18 protein-coding genes, 1 pseudogene and 2 riboswitches are annotated in these 18,583 nt (G+C 38.6%); of the genes and pseudogenes, 17 read left to right on the top strand and 2 right to left on the bottom strand.

The annotated features are described in order from the left end of the window. The first annotated feature begins 251 nt into the window (after positions 1-251). The 16 genes from ACOMCU_RS12160 (at position 252) to ACOMCU_RS12085 (ending at position 12,943) form a co-directional block, all read left to right on the top strand. Complete coding sequence (locus ACOMCU_RS12160) at positions 252-542, top strand: PAS domain S-box protein (RefSeq protein ID WP_010859210.1); 291 nt, start codon at positions 252-254, stop codon at positions 540-542. A 48-nt stretch (positions 543-590) separates the two neighbouring features. Next, entirely contained in the window at positions 591-746 is a 156-nt protein-coding gene (locus ACOMCU_RS12155; protein WP_421050329.1) for a hypothetical protein, read from the top strand. Positions 747-783: 37 nt separating this feature from the next. Continuing rightward, a complete protein-coding gene (locus tag ACOMCU_RS12150; protein ID WP_010859211.1) occupies positions 784-2,025 on the top strand; it encodes a methyl-accepting chemotaxis protein in 1,242 nt (413 codons plus the stop codon). A 509-nt stretch (positions 2,026-2,534) separates the two neighbouring features. After that, the gene (gene ureA, locus ACOMCU_RS12145; protein WP_010859212.1) at positions 2,535-2,837 is read left to right on the top strand and encodes an urease subunit gamma; all 303 of its coding nucleotides are present in this window, start codon (positions 2,535-2,537) and stop codon (positions 2,835-2,837) included. 16 nt (positions 2,838-2,853) lie between these two features. Continuing rightward, positions 2,854-3,222 carry an urease subunit beta gene (locus ACOMCU_RS12140; RefSeq protein ID WP_010859213.1) on the top strand — a complete coding sequence of 123 codons (369 nt, stop codon included), beginning with the start codon at positions 2,854-2,856 and terminating at the stop codon, positions 3,220-3,222. Continuing rightward, a complete protein-coding gene (ureC, locus tag ACOMCU_RS12135) occupies positions 3,219-4,934 on the top strand; it encodes an urease subunit alpha (protein ID WP_421050328.1) in 1,716 nt (571 codons plus the stop codon). Before ACOMCU_RS12140 ends, ureC begins: the two co-directional genes overlap by 4 nt. A gap of 97 nt (positions 4,935-5,031) precedes the next feature. Then, entirely contained in the window at positions 5,032-5,475 is a 444-nt protein-coding gene (locus ACOMCU_RS12130; protein ID WP_421050327.1) for an urease accessory protein UreE, read from the top strand. Further along, a complete protein-coding gene (locus ACOMCU_RS12125; RefSeq protein WP_230491839.1) occupies positions 5,417-6,157 on the top strand; it encodes an urease accessory protein UreF in 741 nt (246 codons plus the stop codon). Before ACOMCU_RS12130 ends, ACOMCU_RS12125 begins: the two co-directional genes overlap by 59 nt. Before the next feature lie 20 nt (positions 6,158-6,177). Continuing rightward, the gene (ureG, locus tag ACOMCU_RS12120; protein WP_421050326.1) at positions 6,178-6,807 is read left to right on the top strand and encodes an urease accessory protein UreG; all 630 of its coding nucleotides are present in this window, start codon (positions 6,178-6,180) and stop codon (positions 6,805-6,807) included. Beyond that, entirely contained in the window at positions 6,800-7,606 is an 807-nt protein-coding gene (locus tag ACOMCU_RS12115; RefSeq protein ID WP_421050325.1) for an urease accessory protein UreD, read from the top strand. The genes ureG and ACOMCU_RS12115 overlap by 8 nt, the downstream gene beginning before the upstream one ends. Positions 7,607-7,641: 35 nt before the next feature. Further along, complete coding sequence (locus ACOMCU_RS12110; protein ID WP_421050324.1) at positions 7,642-9,234, top strand: ABC transporter substrate-binding protein; 1,593 nt, start codon at positions 7,642-7,644, stop codon at positions 9,232-9,234. Continuing rightward, positions 9,224-10,192 (top strand): ABC transporter permease, encoded by a 969-nt coding sequence (locus tag ACOMCU_RS12105; RefSeq protein ID WP_421050323.1) that lies wholly within the window; start codon positions 9,224-9,226, stop codon positions 10,190-10,192. Before ACOMCU_RS12110 ends, ACOMCU_RS12105 begins: the two co-directional genes overlap by 11 nt. Further along, complete coding sequence (locus ACOMCU_RS12100; RefSeq protein ID WP_010859221.1) at positions 10,192-11,004, top strand: ABC transporter permease; 813 nt, start codon at positions 10,192-10,194, stop codon at positions 11,002-11,004. The genes ACOMCU_RS12105 and ACOMCU_RS12100 overlap by 1 nt, the downstream gene beginning before the upstream one ends. Then, positions 10,997-11,746: an ABC transporter ATP-binding protein gene (locus ACOMCU_RS12095; protein ID WP_010859222.1), complete on the top strand. Its 750-nt coding sequence runs from the start codon at positions 10,997-10,999 to the stop codon at positions 11,744-11,746. The genes ACOMCU_RS12100 and ACOMCU_RS12095 overlap by 8 nt, the downstream gene beginning before the upstream one ends. 6 nt (positions 11,747-11,752) lie before the next feature. Next, on the top strand, positions 11,753-12,481 hold the full coding sequence (locus ACOMCU_RS12090; RefSeq protein ID WP_421050322.1) for an ABC transporter ATP-binding protein: 729 nt from the start codon (positions 11,753-11,755) through the stop codon (positions 12,479-12,481). A gap of 264 nt (positions 12,482-12,745) precedes the next feature. Further along, the gene (locus tag ACOMCU_RS12085) at positions 12,746-12,943 is read left to right on the top strand and encodes a hypothetical protein (protein ID WP_010859224.1); all 198 of its coding nucleotides are present in this window, start codon (positions 12,746-12,748) and stop codon (positions 12,941-12,943) included. 100 nt (positions 12,944-13,043) lie between these two features. Here the strand turns inward: ACOMCU_RS12085 and ACOMCU_RS12080 are convergent, their stop codons facing one another. Further along, on the bottom strand, positions 13,044-13,511 hold the full coding sequence (locus ACOMCU_RS12080; protein WP_421050321.1) for an NUDIX hydrolase: 468 nt from the start codon (positions 13,509-13,511) through the stop codon (positions 13,044-13,046). A 439-nt stretch (positions 13,512-13,950) separates the two neighbouring features. Next, a riboswitch (cobalamin riboswitch) is annotated at positions 13,951-14,133 on the top strand. Between the two features lie 274 nt (positions 14,134-14,407). Here ACOMCU_RS12080 and ACOMCU_RS12075 point away from each other — a divergent pair. Then, positions 14,408-15,190 carry a hypothetical protein gene (locus ACOMCU_RS12075; RefSeq protein ID WP_421050320.1) on the top strand — a complete coding sequence of 261 codons (783 nt, stop codon included), beginning with the start codon at positions 14,408-14,410 and terminating at the stop codon, positions 15,188-15,190. 966 nt (positions 15,191-16,156) lie between these two features. Here the strand turns inward: ACOMCU_RS12075 and ACOMCU_RS12070 are convergent. Further along, a pseudogene (locus ACOMCU_RS12070) lies at positions 16,157-18,096 on the bottom strand (GTP-binding protein). 175 nt (positions 18,097-18,271) lie between these two features. Next, positions 18,272-18,456, top strand: a riboswitch (cobalamin riboswitch). The last annotated feature ends 127 nt before the right edge of the window (positions 18,457-18,583 follow it).

Genomic DNA, 18,583 nt, shown 5'->3' with positions numbered 1-18,583 from the left:
GCGAAAAAAAGTAAGTTTTTGAACTGAATAATTTCTGAGCTTTTTTAATTTAGCATGATGAAGAGGAAAGGGAAGATTTAAAACGTGTTTAAATATCTACGTTTCTTTCTACATATCATTCATTCTTTTTGCTAGTAAAGTTATTATTATTTTCTAAAAACCTTACATAAAGTGATAAGTGAAAGTCGTGTAATGTATGAAACTATGGACTTTATGGAAAAAATAATTACTAGTAAAAAAGGAGTTTTAAAGTGGTTGATAACATAAGTACTCAAGTGCTAGATCCGAATGATGTATTGTATGCTTTGGACGTTAATCTAGCCATGATTGAATTCGATACGGAAGGGAATATACTTTGGGTAAATGAGCATTTTGCAAGTGCGGTAGGTTATTCCATAAAAGAACTACAACAAATGCATCATAAAGAATTATGTGCTGACGAATTTCAAACAAGTATAAAGTATACAGAACTATGGAGTAACTTAAACAAAGGGAAGAAGTTTCAGGAGAAAATACAAAGAATAGGAAAAAGAGGAAATTAGATTTGGCTTGAAGCAACTTACATCCCTATCGTCAATACTGAGGATAAAGTGACAGCAGTTTTAAAGATTGCAACTGATATTACAGAGCCGTGCCCGCGGAAAGCGTCCGCCGTAGCGGAGAGAAATGACTACGAAGTAGACTATATGTATCACTATACAAAAGTAGTGCCTTTCGCTATGTTTTTTGGGAAAATTAAACTATAATGACAACGTCGGAATAATATATTTGGAGGGACTTCGGATGAGTTTAAGCAAAAAAAGTATTCTTGGCTTTTCTGTATTAAATGTAGTAATGATCATGCTTTTAATTATAGATTTAACAAATTTAACATCATTAGCATGGCTATCTACGGTATTAACTTTTGTAGGAATAGCTATTACATCGTCCTACATTCTTTATGTGAAATACAAAATTACTACACCCCTTAAACAGCTGTCCATAGCTGCTCAAACGATAGCAGATGGCAACTTACAAGTGAAACCTTTACAAGTAAAATCCAAAGATGAAATTGCAGATTTAGCAAATGCATTTTTTATTATGAAAGAGCAGATACATACAATGACGCAGAAAGTGGCCAATAGTTCTACAGATCTATCTGCTAGCATGGAGGAACTATCAGCAAGCACAAATGAAATTACTATTGCAGTAGATGAAGTAGACCAACAAATGGAAAAAACTACAGACGCACTTAAACGAGTGGCACAGTCTGCCAATGAAAGTGCTATTTCTATGCTTGAAACTGCTAAAGGAGTGGAACGTATTACGCAAGCTACTCAGGATGTCTTTGACCATGCAAAAGGAGCTAACGAAATTGCAGGTAATGGTGTGCAAATCTTAAATATCGCGAAAAATCAAATGCAATTTATCTCAACTTCTACTGAAAAAACAAGTGGTTTAATGCAACAACTGACAGAAAAAATGACGGATATTATATCCATGACAGCCATGATTACCGATATTACAGATCAAACGAATTTACTAGCATTGAATGCGGCGATTGAAGCAGCACGGGCAGGAGAACACGGTAAAGGCTTTGCGGTAGTTGCTGAAGAAGTTCGTAAATTAGCTGAGCAATCGAAACAATCTGCAAGTGAAATTGTGGAATTAGTTGTAGCGATTGAAAACGATACAAAACAAGTTGCTAGTTCTGTTGAAGAAGACTTAAAAAATGTACAGCAGGGTGTTTATGTTATTGATGAAGCGACGCAGTCTTTCGGAACAATTTCACAACATGTAAGCAAAATGACAAATCAGCTTGAGGAAATTTCAGCAACAGCAGAAGAATTATCTGGTAGTGCCAATGTCGTAACTAATTTAGTGACGAATATCGCAAGCGGTATGGATAAATTATCTGATTATACGGGCGTAATCTTACAATCAGTTGATGAACAAAGTGCTTCGATGCAGGCCGTAAATACTGTAACTAAGGAGTTAAGTGTGCAGGCAGAAAATTTACAAAAACTTACCCAACAATTCAGCTAAATTGCGCAAATGTGAAGCTATCTAACTGGGCAGGTTATTAAACAATGGTTGGTTAGCGAATGTAGTGTAATTGAAAAAAAGTAAAGTTTTGAGAGCGTGTGTGAGCAGTTTAATATCTAGTATAATACTGCTTTTTACGTTGATTGTGGAGGGGTTTTGCAGCAATAATGATAAGGTCTATTTTGAGAGAAGTCCATTCTTCTGCAAAATAGGCCCTTTTTTATTTTTCATTCGCTAAATTTATAAATTGACAGAGTAATATAAATGTTGAATTTTTTGAATTAGTTTCTTATAATAGGTTAGCTGTTACCTCTAATATTTCACCTCACACTTTGCAACCCGCGTCTGCCGGGTCAAATCGTCAATTCTTTGTCTTATTCGCTTGTCCTTGCGAAATCTAAATTGTTAGACCAAACTAAAAGTTAATAAAGTAAGAATGCTGGAACCTGTTTTATTGAAATGGAATAAAACAGTTGGAAAATTCAGATTTAAGAAAGAGAGAGATTGAATTGAAGCTATCACAAGTGGAACAAGAAAAGCTACTACTCCATTTGGCAGGAGAACTTGCGCTGAAAAGAAAAGCGCGTGGATTAAAGTTAAATTACCCTGAATCAGTAGCACTGATTAGTAGTTATATTATGGAGGGTGCTCGAGATGGAAAAACCGTTGCTCAGCTAATGAGTGATGCAAAACAAGTACTCACAGCAGAAGATGTAATGGAAGGCGTCGGTGACATGATTTCGGATGTTCAAGTTGAGTGTACATTCCCAGATGGTACGAAACTTGTAACAGTTCACCGTCCAATACAGTAAAGGGGGTATTTGCATTATGATTCCTGGAGAAATTAGGCCAGCACAAGGCGAAATCGAAATGAATGTAGGGCGCGCTACTAAAACTGTAATTGTAGCGAATACAGGAGATCGCCCGATTCAGGTTGGTTCACATTTTCATTTTATAGAAGTGAATAGATTTTTAGAGTTTGATAGACAAGAAGCTATTGGTATGCATTTAAATATTCCTTCAGGTACAGCGGTTCGCTTTGAACCAGGTGAGGAAAAAGAAGTTGAACTCGTTGAATTTGGTGGCAAACGTCATATTTTTGGATTAAATAAATTAACAGAGGGTTCAACACATAATAAGGACGAAATTTTAGACAAAGCGATTGAAGGTGGCTTTAAAGGAGCTGAAGACAAGTGAAGGTAACGCATGAAGCATATGCAAAAATGTTTGGACCTACTGTTGGAGACAAGGTTCGTTTAGCGGATACAGAACTTTGGATTGAAATAGAAAAGGACTATACATCTTATGGTGACGAAGGAGTTTTCGGAGGTGGAAAATCACTTCGTGTATCTATGGGGCAAAATGGTAATAACAAAAGAAGTGATGGCGTGCTAGATACAGTCATTACAAATGTAATGATTATTGATTATACCGGTATAGTAAAGGCGGATATCGGCATTAAAGACGGTCGAATTATCGGTATTGGCAAAGCTGGAAACCCGAATGGGATGGACGGTGTTGACCAGGACATGATCATTGGTGTTGGTACAGAAGTTTATGCAGGAGAGGGCTTAATTGCTACAGCTGGTGCTATCGACACACATATTCATTTCATCAGTCCAGATCAGGTGGAAACGGCTTTATTTGCTGGTACAACAACATTTATTGGTGGTGGAACAGGACCAGCTGCTGGCTCTAAAGCGACAAGCTTAACTGCTGGTGAATGGCATTTACATAGGATGTTGCAAGCTGTCGAAAGTTTACCAATAAACGTTGGGCTATTAGGAAAGGGGAGTGCCTCTGACCCTGAACCGATTATTGAGCAAGTTCGTGCTGGGGCAATTGGTATGAAAATACATGAAGATTGGGGTGCAACACCTGCAGCTCTTGACCAAAGCTTAACTGTAGCGGATGAGTATGACATTCAAGTTGCATTACACTCAGATACATTGAATGAGGCAGGCTTTGTAGAAGATACCATTAACGCAATCAATGGTCGTGTTATACACATTTTCCATACGGAGGGTGCTGGTGGCGGCCATGCGCCAGACCAGTTAGTGATGGCCTCGTTACCTAATATTTTGCCAGCATCGACAAATCCAACGAAACCATTTACTACCAATACGATTGACGAACATTTAGATATGCTCATGGTATGTCATCACTTAAAGCATGATGTTCCTGAAGATGTGGCATTTGCGGATTCTCGTATTCGTCCGGAAACAATTGCGGCGGAAGATATTATGCAGGATCTGGGTATTTTAAGTATTATGTCATCCGATTCTCAAGCGATGGGGCGTGTGGGGGAAGTCACATTACGTACGTTCCAAACAGCAGACAAAATGAAAAAACAACGTGGTCCATTGCCACAGGATGAAGGCAAAGATAACGATAATTACCGCGTGAAACGCTATATGGCAAAACTGAACATAAATCCAGCGATTGCGCACGGTATTAGCCATGAGGTTGGTTCTTTGGAAGAAGGTAAACTAGCAGATATCGTTCTGTGGGACCCAGCATTTTTCGGTGTAAAAGCAGAAGTTGTTATTAAAGGTGGTATTGCAGTTTATGCCATTACAGGTGATCCCAATGCGTCAATTCCGACGCCACAACCTATGAAAGGTCGTCAGACGTTTGGCTTCTATGGACAAGGTCCTCAAAATTGTGCGATGACATTTTTGCCAAAGATTGCAGTTGAAGAAGGATTACCGGAGAAATTAGCTTTAAAACGACAAATCGGTACAGTGAAAAATTGTCGAAATATTGGTAAAGCAGATATGAAACATAACAACGCGACACCGCACATTGATGTAAACCCAGAAACGTATGAAGTGAAAATCGATGGTGAATTAGCGACTTGTGAGCCAGTAGATGTATTGCCGATGGCGCAAAGATATTTCTTATTCTAACTATTTTGTGGTGATTTTTACGTTAATTAATTGTTAGAATATTGCAGGAATTACAGGGTGATTTGAAAACCATTAATAAATGAGGAGTGCAAACAACATGTTAATCGAAAAAATTATTGGAAATATTGGTCAAGAAGAAGTAGACAGTAAGTTAACAGAATGGATTGAACTTGACTGGGAAGCGTTAAGTAAACGCATTCTTCGTACAGAAACAGATAAAGGGACAGATATCGCTTTACGTTTAAGCGGTGAAGAACCGTTAAAATATGGTGATTTATTATTCGAAGACGGGGAGCGACGTATTGCAATCCGTACAAAATTAGAGCCAGTCATTGTAATTTGCCCAAAAAACATGATGGAAATGGGAAAAGCTGCGTTTGAGTTAGGCAATCGCCATACACCATGTTTGATTGAAAATGGTGAAATTATTGTACGTGCCGATCATACGATTAATCCGTTATTAGACGAAGTAGGAGTCCAATATGAAACGACAGAGCGACGCTTTAAACAACCGTTCAAATTCCGCGGACACTCTCACTGATTTCTCTTTGCTGCGTTTATTACAAATTCATGACTCAGCCTTTCCAATTGGCTCCTATACGCACTCATACGGCATGGAAACGTATATTCAGGAAGATTTGATTCAAACGAAAGCGCAGTTAATTGAATTTTGTAAAACTTATTTATTTCATAATTTAGTAAGTGGAGATGCATTGATTATTCAAGATGCGTTCCATGCAGCAAAAGCAAGAAATGAAGCGCGTCTTGCTGAGCTAGATGAGCTTTGTGGGGCTATTAAGCTAGCAAAGGAATCAAGAGATGCTAGCGTGAACGTTGGCAAACAATTTGTTCGAACTGTAGCCCCTCTCATTGACAGTTCGTTAGTAGAGCAGTGGAAGCACAAGATAGACAAAGAAGATGTCAAGGGCCATTATGCAGTCCTTTACGGTATATATAGTGAGGCGCTCGGGGTCAATGTGTATCATGCAGTTATGACATTTATGTACGCGTCATTAAGTGGGTTAGTACAAAATGCCGTACGGGCAGTGCCGTTCGGACAAAATACTGGGGTACAGGCTTTAAATGAACTGCTTGTTCATGTAGAGGAAGCCGCACAAAAAGTGATGCGTTTGACGATAGATGATTTATCAAATAATGCATTAGGAATTGAACTTGCCTCTATGAAGCATGAATTTTTATTTTCAAGATTATTTATTTCTTAAGTAGGGAGTTGGAACTTTTTATGAAACCAATAAGAATCGGCATCGGTGGACCAGTTGGGTCAGGAAAAACATCGTTAGTTGACCAATTAACGCGCGTTATGCATGAGCAATATAATGTGGCTGTTATTACCAATGATATTTATACTCGAGAAGATGCGCAATATTTAATAACAAATGGGGTGCTTAATGAGGATCGCATCGTAGGTGTTGAAACAGGTGGATGTCCACATACAGCAATCCGAGAAGATGCATCGATGAACTTTTCGGCAATCGATGAACTAAACAAACGCTTCCCAGATTTAGACATTATTTTCTTAGAAAGTGGTGGCGATAATTTATCCGCAACATTTAGTCCAGAGCTTGTGGATGGTTATATTTACGTAATTGATGTGGCAGAAGGTCAAGATATCCCACGTAAAGGTGGTCCAGCCTTAACACGGTCGGATCTATTGCTTATTAATAAAACATCACTTGCGCCTCATGTTGGCGTGGATTTAGACCTTATGGATGAAGATGTGAAAAGAATGAGAGCCGGACGTCCTTACATTTTTGCGGATGTTCGCTCACAAAAAAATGTAGATAAAGTGGTAGCGTGGATACAGCACCAGATGTTATTAGAGGGTGCTGAAGCAGTTGACGCACATGTCTAAGCAAGGAAAAGTAAATCATTTTGGAAAATTAGAAATGGCCTTTGAGCCAAGAAGAGGGTACACACGACTTGTTCATGTGTACCAACAACCTCCATTGAAGGCAAGTCGAGAATTATATGAAGGTCAAAAGCCAACAGCAACTGTTTTTATCATGGAATCTTCAGGTGGCATGGTCGCAGGAGACAGGAATGAAATTGATATAAAACTTGCTCCTGACAGTCAAGTTAGATTAAAGCAACAATCCGCTTTAAAAATTTATCCTTCCCATACAGGTGAATTTTGTACACAATCCATTACCGTTAAATTGGGAGAGAATGCTCGATTAGAATGGATGCCAGAAGTGACAATTCCATTCGAACGAGCCAAATGTCAGGTTGATACGACCATTCGAATGATGGCAAGCTCTACGTTGATCTGGGGAGAAATAATTGCCCCTGGACGAGAAATGCGCGGAGAAATTTTTGATTTTCAATCGTTTCGCTCGCAATACAAAATATATGTAGAAGATGCTTTAATCGCCTTTGATACATTGCATTTTAAACCAGAGGAAATGGATTTTTCATCTATGGGGATTCTTGAAAATTCGTTGTATATTGGTTCGTTATGGGTGGTTTCGCCAAATGTTGAGCAACTTAATGTAAGAGAATTACAGGAAACGATGCATGTCGAGAGTGATACACAAGCGAGTGTAACGAAGCTTAACGATTTTGCTATTCATTGTAGATGGCTTTCGACAGAGCAACGGACACTACATAAAGAAATAAACCGCATGTTTGTACATGTTTCAAATTTAATATAAGAAAGTATGTTGAATTTTAAAGGAGATAGAGAGAATTGAAAAAGTTTTCATTATTTATAATGTTAACAGCTCTTGTTTTTAGCTTGGTTGGGTGTGGAAATGAGTCTAATCAAGGGAAAGAAAAACAAAAGTCTGCTGAGACATCATCAAAAGCTAATGAACTTATTTATGCCTCGGAGTCAGAGTTCAATGGTTTGAACCCAATTTTAGAAGAAACGAATTTAGATGCTTTTTTATTTCGTGGATTAATGCGTTTTGATGAAAATAATTTACCAGTCAATGATATTGCTGAGAATGTACAAGTTTCCGATGATCAGTTGACATATACAGTGAAAATAAAAAATGATGTGACGTTCCATGATGGCCAAATTTTAACGGTGGACGATGTCATTTTTACCATAGAAAGTATTCTAGACGATCATAATGCATCGTTTTTAAAGTCTGATTTTATTCACGTGACGGCTATGGAAAAAGTGAATGAAACAACGATGAAGCTGAAGTTAGATAAGCCATTCACGCCGATGCTGGATAAACTAACGGTACCTATATTGCCGAAGCACGCATTTAAAGGACAAGATATGCGCACAGCTTCATTTAACGCAGAACCTATAGGGTCTGGCCCATTTATGTTTGACAAATGGGATCGAGGCACCAGTTTAACATTGAAAGCCTATCCTTCGTTTTTTGGTACAAAAGCTTCTTTAGATAAAGTAATATTTAAATTTATACCAGATAGTAATGTTCGAGCGTTACAACTTAAATCGGGTGAAGTTGATATTGCATTACTAGATCCTACGCAAATTGCAGAGCTTTCGCAAGCAGAGCATTTAAAAATGTATGAGGTAGATTCAGCAGATTACCGTGGTATTTTATTTAACATGCAATCAGACCTTTGGCAAGATGTAAATATCCGAAAGGCCATTAGCTATGCGACAGATCGCGCAGGAATTGTGAAAGGCATTTTACAAGGATTTGGTATAGAGGCATATTCGCCACTACAAAAGCATACATTCGCCAATGAAAATATTGAGCATTATGCTTACAATGTAGACAAAGCACAAGATTTACTTGAGCAATCAGGTTGGAAATTAAAAAATGATGGTTTTCGTTATAAAGATGGTCAAAAGCTTGGCTTCACCATTACAGTGCCTGTAACAGATACTGTACGTGTCAATATGGCTAACTATGTTGCTGAGGGCTATAAAGTAGTTGGCGCAGATGTCGAAGTAGCTGCATTAGATTGGAGTAATATTGTGATTGAAGAGACAGAAACGTTTATGGTCGGTTGGGGCAGTCCATATGATGCAGACCATCATACGTATAGCTTATTCCATACAGACCAATCAAGTTTAACAAGTGCCGGCTACAATTACGGAAGCTATTCTAACGCAAACGTGGATGCGTTATTAGAGAAAGGGCGTGTAACAGTTGACCCTTCTGAACGACAAGCAATTTATATGGCATTACAAGAGGAATTAGCAGAAGATCCACCGTTTACTTATTTTGCATATGTTGATGCAGTTTACGGTATCGATAAAAATATTAGCGGTGTGAAAGAACGCATATTGGGCCATCATGGCGCAGGCTTCTTGTGGAATGTCGAGGAGTGGAAATGGCATGATCGCTAAGTGGATTGGGAAGCGCATGATAATGGGGACAATTGTCCTCATTATCGTGAGCTTCCTGTCTTTTTTCATCATGCATGCCGCACCAGGAGATCCAGCAGCGGCCTACTATGGTGGAAATTCACAAACTTTAACAACAGCTGAGAAGGAAAGGATTGAACAAGCTTTCGGCTTAGATAAATCAGTTATGTCACAGTACGGTGCTTGGCTTAGTGAGGCTGTCACAGGGAATCTAGGTTATTCCGCAAAAGAAGGAAGAGCGGTTTCTACCATTTTGCTAGAGAAGCTGCCAAATACGTTACAGCTTGTTGGTATCACCTTGTTGATATTAGCAATATCATCTACTTGGCTAGGTTTACTGGCTGGGATGAAAGAAGGTTCACTCCTAGATCGAGGATTGTCGATCTTCAGTATTGCTAGCTCCGCTGTACCTTCGTTTTGGTTAGGCATATTAGTAATGATGGTCTTTTCAGTACAGTTAGGCTGGTTCCCTTCATCTGGAATGAACGATGTGCGAGGGGAAGGGGGATTTGCTGATAGAATGCACCATATTATCCTACCTGTTTCAGTCCTTGTACTTTCTCATGTGGGTATATTTGCACGATTTTTACAGGACTGCGTAAAGAGTGAAAGTAAAAGCTATTATGTTCAGGTTGCTCGCGCTAATGGCGTAGCAGAACGAGAAATTAGAAAAAATATTTTACGTAATGCATTTATTCCGTATGTAAATTATGTAGGGGTTACGATTCCATCATTTTTTGGAGGTTCAATTGTTGTAGAATCCTTATTTGGATGGTCAGGGTTAGGACAGCTACTCGTCAAATCAGTTATGGTGAAAGATTTTCCATTATTAATGGGTGGGGTACTGATTATCGGTGTGGTCGTTGTTGTTAGTCTTTTTATCATTGATTTCTTAATGATTGTTATCAATCCAAAGCTAAGAAGGGGTGTGCTGCGCTGATGAAATCGCGAAAAATGCTCTTTTTCTGGCTAATCTTACTTGCTATCATTTTTGCTTTGACTGCTTTGTCATCATTGCTAGCCCCTTATGAGCCAAATTCAATGGATATGAATAATATTTATGCTTCTCCTAGTGGTGGTCATTTACTTGGTACAGATCAATTAGGTCGTGATGTGCTATCACGCTTACTTGTAGGGGGGCAGGTGACTTTTCTGATAGCTGTAGTATCTGTTGTGATTTCCACAATCATTGGGCTTATTTATGGCGGGATTAGTGGCTATTTTGGGGGAATGGTAGACATAGTCATGATGCGGATGCTAGAAGCATTTTTAACCATCCCATCACTAGTCATCGTGCTTGCTTTTCAAGCCATAATGCGAGGAAGTGTATGGAGTATGGCTGTCATTATAGGCGTGACAGGTTGGTTTGTCACGGCGCGTATTGTACGCTCTGAATTTATGCGACTAAAGGAATCAGAATTTGTCCAAATGGCCGTGATGTTCCGTACACCTACATGGAAAATATTGTTTGGGCATTTGTTGCGCAATAGTTTCCCTGCTATTTTTGTCGTAACACTATTTAACTTCGCTGGTGCTATTTTCATGGAAGTATCGCTTAGTTTTTTAGGAATCGGTGTACCACCAGCAACGCCGTCTTGGGGCACAATGCTGTATTCAGCTCAAACAGATTTACTTGTTGGTGCATGGTGGATTGGATTATTTCCGGGACTTTTAATTTTCTTCACAATTTTATGTCTTCAATTTATCGGGGAGGCATTAAAGAAGCAAGGAGGTGAGCGTTCTCATGCTTAGCATTGATGGATTATCTGTTTCATTGAACGGAAGACAACTTATCAATAATGTAACGTTTACAGTACCTAAAGGCCGTATTACGTCAATTATTGGGGAGAGTGGTAGTGGGAAAAGTATGACTGTATCTGCCATCCTTGGCTTATTACCTGTGCATGCACAGGCGTCGGGAGCTATTTCTTTAAATGACAAAAATTTAGTCGAAATGTCCCCAAAAGACAAAGTGGAGCTACGCAAAATGCATTTTTTTACGATCTTTCAGGATGCAGCGAATAGCTTTTCACCCTCCACGAAAATGAAACACCAATTGTTTATCTTTACAGGGCACAAAAAAGGCCATACGAAAATGGTGTTTTTTCAAAAAATGCGTCTGATTTTACAGGATTTGGATTTAACAGAAGACATAATGGAACGCTATCCCTTTGAGCTTTCAGGAGGCATGCTGCAACGGTGTATGATCGCTTGTGCCTTATATACGGAGCCCACATTATTAATCGCAGATGAACCAACATCTGCACTCGATATGCTCATTCAAAAGGATTTTATTGAATTACTGAAAAAACTTAATGACGAAAAAGGAACTACCATATTACTCATTACGCATGATTTGGACATCGCTGTTTCAGCTGCGCATTCAGTAGTTGTCATGAAGAAAGGTGAGGTCGTGGAAACAGGTCTGGTAACCGATATATTTGAAACGCCGAAAAATTCATATACAAAGCTACTTTTAGAGAATCATTTTTAGGGGGAAATGTCATTGTTGCTGCAAGTAGAAAATGTTAGTAAAACCTTTCATAGAGGGCAGCAAATACTAAAGCATGTGAACGTTTTAGTAGGACATGGCGAAATCGTTGGACTGGTAGGCGAAAGTGGAAGCGGTAAAAGCACACTTGCCAAAATCATTATGCAGTTGGAAAAGGCCGATCAAGGTCATATTCATTTGAATGACGTGCGCATTACGAAGAAAAATTGTCAGTCATTTTATGAACAATGTCAGTTGATATTCCAGAATGCAACTGCCGCCTTAAACCCATTGTGGGCTGTGAGGGAATCATTATTGGAGCCATTACAGCATAAAAAATCAGTAACCAACGACTATTTGCATGCCATGCTCGACAAGGTGAAGCTACCAATCGCTGTGTTAAATTGTTTGCCAAATGAGCTAAGTGGTGGAGAAAGACAAAGAGTTAATTTGTTAAGGTCCATTTTAGTAGAGCCCAAATTGTTAGTGTGCGACGAAATTGTTTCCAGCTTAGACCGATTAATTCAACGGGAAATTATTGATTTATTAATGACACTAAATAAAGAACGGAACATGGCGATATTATTTATTTCCCATGATTTAAAGGCTGTTTCCTATTTATGCGAACGATTATACGTCATGAAGGATGGCGTAATAGTCGATGAAAGTAAAAAAGAACAAGGTGTTTTTCGATTAACCAACAACTACGCCCAAAAGCTGTTTCAAGCGATAGAATGATGAACTTTTGCAGGGGGCGAGCTACTATTTCAAAAGTTGCTGCATGTTTAATACAATTTACCGAAATTATTTCATACTGAATTAAACAATCAACGGTTAAGTTCCTATAGCTTGACCGTTTTTTGAATTCCTTTAGCAATAATCTTCTAAAAGATAATTTATGAAGTAACTTTAGTTTAGTTCTCTAAGGTTTATTTTTAGGTACATGCCACTAAACATGTTTTCTACAAGTATTCACGTTATAATTGAATGGGGTGATAGCGAATGAAAAGTGTAAACTTACAACTTGACCACAATAACTCGATTGAGATAACGCAGATAGATAATACTTTATTCGAAGTTCGACTCGGTATTAACGGAAGTATTAGCATGTACTATATGACGCGCGCTCAACTTGAAAATCTTGAACTAGGCGCTGATGTTCATATTGAGACGATTCGTGCTGGATTACTTAACGATTAATGGTAGTTCAAGACGTTCTACTATAACGGTTAGGCTATTGCAGCTTAACTGTTTTTTTATTTTCCCAAAGGCCCCGTACCTGATTAGTTCAAGAACGTTTTCATTTTATTACTGGTGTAGGCATACCATTGTGCCAATCCATGATGAATGGGGCTTGGTGAGGATTGAGATTTAATGGTATTTCATTTCTCGATACAAAGTGCAATTCGCTACTTTCATCATTGATTTGTAAAGTGCCTTGATAATCGTTTGAATAAAATATTATCTGAACACTAAATACTTTATCTCCATTTGAGTACTCTGCAAAACCATTTTTACCTGAATACAATCCAAACAAACTTACATTGTTCAGAATAAGATTAGTTTCCTCAAAGACCTCCCTTTTGACTGTCTCTTCAAAGGTTTCTCCGATTTCCAAGATGCCTCCTGGGATGCCCCAAATATTATTGTCAGTCCTTTTTTGTAAAAGAATACGTCCAATATCATCTTCAATTATTGCTCCGCATCCAATCGTCAATAGAGTTTCATGTCCAATCATTTGTCTCATTGTTTTAATGTAGTCATTCATCAATGATTACCTCATTCCTTGTTTTAGCCCAAATGTCTCTGTATTTAACTTTATTTTCCAGAAGAGAATTTTTTATAAAGATGGACGGTGTCTTTTTTTCCTTCAAGTCCTTGTCCTACTTTACGGTCAAAAAATTTTTAACTATGTAGGCTGATGTTTGCCATTTACAACTTTTCTTAAAGAGTCTCAAGTTGAATGCAAGGGTGCGTTGATAACTATATTATATCTTATATAGAACTTTATAAAAAAAACTTCCACATTAGCATGTAGTCTATCAAAATAAAAAAAGGTAATTTTAGAGAACTAACAAGTGACTCTATACTCTCCATCATAAAGTATATGGAATATTTTGTTATAATTGACAATGTAAAAACACTTCTTTACAATTAATACTAGTAATCTATAAGGAATGTGACGTAGTTCACGTTCTTTCACAACTGAATAGCGTGTAGTAATAGGTGTAAATTGAATCAATTTACTAAAAGGGAAGTCGGTGGAAGTCCGACACTGTCCCGCAACTGTAAATGTGAGCGTCTTTTTTGAATACCACTGTCTAAAGACGGGAAGGGGAAAGATGCGTTGACCGTAAGTCAGGAGACCTGCCTATTACGAGTACACACCAAAACCCTACGAGGAATAGGAGGTGGCATGTTGACAAAACAGAATATTCTGTTTGTCACTGTACGTCAAACGCCCATAGTAAAAGAAGTTATTCGGTACCGAACCGTTTCTTTCCTATGTTGGCGATGTTTGATGTTACGTGATGAATGATATGTATAAGGTGTTATAGCCATTACATAACGGATTTCCTCTTATTGAAGAAGAAATCCGTTTTTTTTTTTTAGTGGCCGTACACCTGTCGTTTTGAAAATATGTACGAAAAGAGGAATGCACGTATGACGAATATTCATGTATGTACAGCACAGGAAAAGCATCAATCAGCTATGAAAATTTGTAAGCATCCACGCACTGAAGTTGGTAAGCAGACGAAGACAAGAATCGTCATCGAATCACTTGTCGATCAGTTTTTAGCAACAGGACTTATTCGCAACGAACGATTATTTAATCGCATTTTATATAACAAAGCAATCATCTGGATTCAAAATGAAGGGTATGATGGACATCTATTGGCCAAAGCAAATGTAGCTGATGAGTTAAAAACAAGAAAGAATGGCTTTAGGATGTATATGCCGACCAATCCGATTGTTTATGAAGTGAACGGAGAAGCGTATCATTTAATTACACGTATCGATTCGGTTCGTGCAAAACCAAATTTAGAAAGACTTCATTTGGACCCAAAGCCGATTTTAAGCGCTGCACGTGTAAATGATTTATTGTGCTCGATGGTCATGCGTTTTTATGAGACGTATGTAGCAGATTTAGCATTAGTAATTGCGACAAAAAGAGAGTCAAATAAATTATCGAATCTAAAAAAATACGTAGAGCACGAATATGCGCAATTTATGCAAGCTGTAAAAACACTAAATGATTACCATTTAAATTGGCATCCTCGTGGCAATGGTCATGAACTATTGCTCCAAGTTATCGATAACTTACAATTATTAAAAAGTAAGCCGGGCACTGTGTTAGTTGATTTTTCAAACAATCATGGCTATGTCATTGTGGAACCTGCTTATTTACTCATTGAAGAGACAAATAGTACCGCGCAAGCTTTATAAAAGTAACTCCTCCACCTTGGTGGTGCATTTAGGCTGTCAACAAACTCAAAAAATTGGTTTGTTGACAGCTTTTTTCTTTTAGAGGGACCTATAACCTGTTGAGATCCGCTACGGCGGACGCTTTTCGCGGGCATGGCTTCAGTCTACTCTTCGCTACGCTCCTGCGGGGCCTTTTCGCTCATGCGATTCCCGCGGAAATCAACGGTTTTTTACTATTTATTCAAAAGACTGAAGGCAAAATCAAAGAGATTTAAGTTTGCCTTTAGTCTGAATCCTCCACTTTTGTGGAGAATTTTTTTTATCATTCTCTTAAATGAAACTAGGGAAGGATGCATTAAGTCCAGTTATCAATCATTTTTAGGTGCGCTGAACATACTAAGGATGAGTGACATGCCAGCGATTATACCGAACACATCCGAAGAATAAATGTTTAGTAGCCAATCCAAAATGATTGGTTTTTTTATAGTTATTGGCAACGATTCAAATGTAGCGAAAACTGGGTAAGCGAACGTAAGTAACAAACAAGGAATAGCGACACACCATAATAATGATAGATTTATGTTGAGTGACCCATTTTTTTACAATGATAAGCGAAATATAGAAACCTAGTAGAACAGCAATGAATGGATTTGACCAGATGACAGGCATAAAGTTGAAAGTTTCACTTACATTTTGTTGAATGATTTTTTCAATCTTTGACAATAACATTACTAATAAGAGTAAGCCAATTAGCCAAAGAATTTTCCTGCAATAAACTAGCCAAATAGATTTTTTCAAAAATATACCCCCTTCGTTGCTTAATAATTGATAAGATTTATGTATCCCGCATTAACGGTCAGTAAGACACCGCTTCAAGTTGAAGATGACAACGATTCCGCTAGGGGAGATTAACACTGACCGTAAAAGCCCGATTGGTTCAACTAACAATCAGTGGGAACAAAAGCCTCCTCTGATTGAAGTTTCATTTTATTTTATGCAATGCATGGCAGCTTGTGCTTCATGCCATGGAATCGAGTAGCCTTTTCCTTTGGCACAAAATATACTAGACGAAGTATACGCAGGGTCGGCATTTTTATCGTAGGCTATTTGGGCAATGATTTCCTCTGTATTATGACAAACATCATAGCCATCAAATTGTAGCGACAGTGAGCCTTTGCCATTTGTGTAAGCTGCAAAGACTGTACTGTAGCTCTAAAGGTAGCGACAGGTGCACGCCCTGTTAAAATTACCTGTTCTTCTGTCATAATCGGCGCATCAAAAGTGCCGGCTGCTTGTTGAATATCGGTCATCATGCGGCCAATAAAATCGTTAGGCGCCTTTAGCTTGAAGCGGTAATAGGGTTCAAGCAATAGATTTTCAGCTTGTTCTAGGCCTTGACGCAGTGCGCGGAATGTCGCTTCTCGAAAATCGCCGCCATTCGTATGCTTGATATGTGCACTGCCAGTTAGAAGGGTGAACCGGATATCTGTGACAGGGAAACCTGTTAATAGTCCATGGTGTTCACGCTCGAATAGGTGCTTTTCAATAAGCCGTTGATGCCCGACAGATAAATCATCAGCGTGACAAGAGTTGACAAACGTATTGCCAGCACCACGTGTAGTGGGTTCCATGCGTAAATGCACCTCAGCATAATGCTTTAATGGTTCAAAATGGCCATAGCCTGTCACTACTGTTGCAATTGTTTCCATATATAAAATTTGGGGTTCACCAAATGTAACTGTCAGTGCAAAGCGATCTTTTAGCACGTCACTTAGTACTTCAAGCTGAATGACGCCCATAATGTGTACGTGAATTTCCTGAAATTTCTCGTGCCACACAACACGTAATGAGGGCTCCTCGGCTTCAAGCAAACGGAAGATTTTCAATATTTCCTTTATATGTTGTTGTCCTACATATTGCACTTTTGCTTGTAATGTTGGTACTAGTTCAAATGGCTGAGGACGCATCGCACTGCCCAAGATGTCACCAATGTTTGCTTGACTGAGCCCCTTCACTGCAAATACTTCTCCAGCACTTACTTCTTGCACTGTTTCAAAGCGATTCCCATTATATAACCGTATTTCGGTCACTTTTTCAGAAATCTCACCAAAAGTAAAATCATCACGAACATGCAGCGTGCCTTGTAATGCTTTAATAAATGTTAAGCGCTGTTGCCCGTCATGGCGAATTTTAAATACCTCACCTTGAAACGGTTCGTCTTTTTTATATTTAGTCTCAGTGAGAAGGGAAAGTTGCATCAAAAATTCCTTGATGCCAATATCTTTTAAGGCAGACCCGAAAAAGCAAGGGAAGGCTAGCTCTTCCTTGATCATTGTTTGCAAACGGGTTAGACAAGTATGGTTCTCTAGCGTTTCAGCGAGAAAAGCATCGAGTAACTGTTCATCTCGCTCAGCAAGCCACTCCTTCATTTGACTCGATATAGAGTCAGTGCGGAGCGGTTCATTTATTAACAAAACATCAGCAGAAAATTCCTTTTGAAGCTGTTTCTTTACTGCTTCGACATCGGCCCCTTCACGATCGATTTTGTTGATAAAGAACAACGTTGGTACATGATACTGGCGTAGTAGCTGCCACACTGTTTCGGTATGGCCCTGTACGCCTTCGACTGCACTAACGACAAGAACGGCATAGTCCATGACACGTATCGCACGTTCCATTTCAGGAGAGAAATCCACATGCCCGGGCGTATCAATAAGCGTATATGTTTCATTGCCAACTTGCATGCGTGCTTGCTCAGCAAATATAGTAATGCCACGTGCACGTTCAATCGCATGATTATCTAAAAAAGTATCCTGGTGATCGACACGTCCGCGAGCTTGAATACTATTCGTATGATAAAGTAACTGCTCAGAGAATGTCGTTTTCCCTGCATCCACGTGAGCGAGTACGCCAATTGTTTTATACATAAAAATCCTCATTTCCATCGTACATTTCTCTTTATTGTAACAGAATTCACATAAAAAGATTTCGTGTGAAATAGTTAGTGTTTATGTTTAAATAGTGCTAGGTTATTAATCATTTTTATTATTGGATATTTTTGTGTGATTGCTATCAAATTTCACTTCTGCTAGTCTTTCAAGTAGAAATAAAATACATATTGGTGCAAATGGCTTTAGGTCATTTGCTTAAAAGGGAAATCGGTGCAAATCCGATGCTGTCCCGCAACTGTAAATGGGGAGTCTAGACTACATCCACTGTAGGAAACTATGGAAAGGAGTAGATGATGAGCCTAAGCCAGGATACCTGCCAATACATACATAATTTACTTCAGGCCACGAGGATGGCTGTAGTGACTGGTTGGAGAACCTGGATTAATTCACTATGATACCCTCTTGGAAACAAGGGGATTTTTTATGCCCTTTTTTAACGAATTGACGTCATAAGTCGTTATAT

It is taken from the genome of Lysinibacillus sp. UGB7 (assembly GCF_049058285.1).
GTDB classification, from domain to species: Bacteria; Bacillota; Bacilli; order Bacillales_A; family Planococcaceae; genus Lysinibacillus; species Lysinibacillus sphaericus_B.
The sequence above is the reverse complement of the archived record's forward strand: the minus strand, read 5'-3'. Positions and strand labels throughout refer to the sequence as shown.

Bases quoted from the DNA above. Each gene is read 5' to 3' on its own strand.
- ACOMCU_RS12095 (WP_010859222.1), top strand. From the start codon at position 10,997: ATGCTTAGCATTGATGGATTATCTGTTTCATTGAACGGAAGACAACTT.
- ACOMCU_RS12075 (WP_421050320.1), top strand. From the start codon at position 14,408: ATGACGAATATTCATGTATGTACAGCACAGGAAAAGCATCAATCAGCT.
- ACOMCU_RS12090 (WP_421050322.1), top strand. From the start codon at position 11,753: ATGTCATTGTTGCTGCAAGTAGAAAATGTTAGTAAAACCTTTCATAGA.
- ureG (WP_421050326.1), top strand. From the start codon at position 6,178: ATGAAACCAATAAGAATCGGCATCGGTGGACCAGTTGGGTCAGGAAAA.
- ACOMCU_RS12150 (WP_010859211.1), top strand. From the start codon at position 784: ATGAGTTTAAGCAAAAAAAGTATTCTTGGCTTTTCTGTATTAAATGTA.
- ACOMCU_RS12080 (WP_421050321.1), bottom strand. From the start codon at position 13,511: ATGAATGACTACATTAAAACAATGAGACAAATGATTGGACATGAAACT.
- ACOMCU_RS12125 (WP_230491839.1), top strand. From the start codon at position 5,417: ATGAAACGACAGAGCGACGCTTTAAACAACCGTTCAAATTCCGCGGAC.
- ACOMCU_RS12130 (WP_421050327.1), top strand. From the start codon at position 5,032: ATGTTAATCGAAAAAATTATTGGAAATATTGGTCAAGAAGAAGTAGAC.
- ACOMCU_RS12105 (WP_421050323.1), top strand. From the start codon at position 9,224: ATGATCGCTAAGTGGATTGGGAAGCGCATGATAATGGGGACAATTGTC.
- ACOMCU_RS12100 (WP_010859221.1), top strand. From the start codon at position 10,192: ATGAAATCGCGAAAAATGCTCTTTTTCTGGCTAATCTTACTTGCTATC.
- ACOMCU_RS12085 (WP_010859224.1), top strand. From the start codon at position 12,746: ATGAAAAGTGTAAACTTACAACTTGACCACAATAACTCGATTGAGATA.
- ACOMCU_RS12140 (WP_010859213.1), top strand. From the start codon at position 2,854: ATGATTCCTGGAGAAATTAGGCCAGCACAAGGCGAAATCGAAATGAAT.
- ACOMCU_RS12115 (WP_421050325.1), top strand. From the start codon at position 6,800: ATGTCTAAGCAAGGAAAAGTAAATCATTTTGGAAAATTAGAAATGGCC.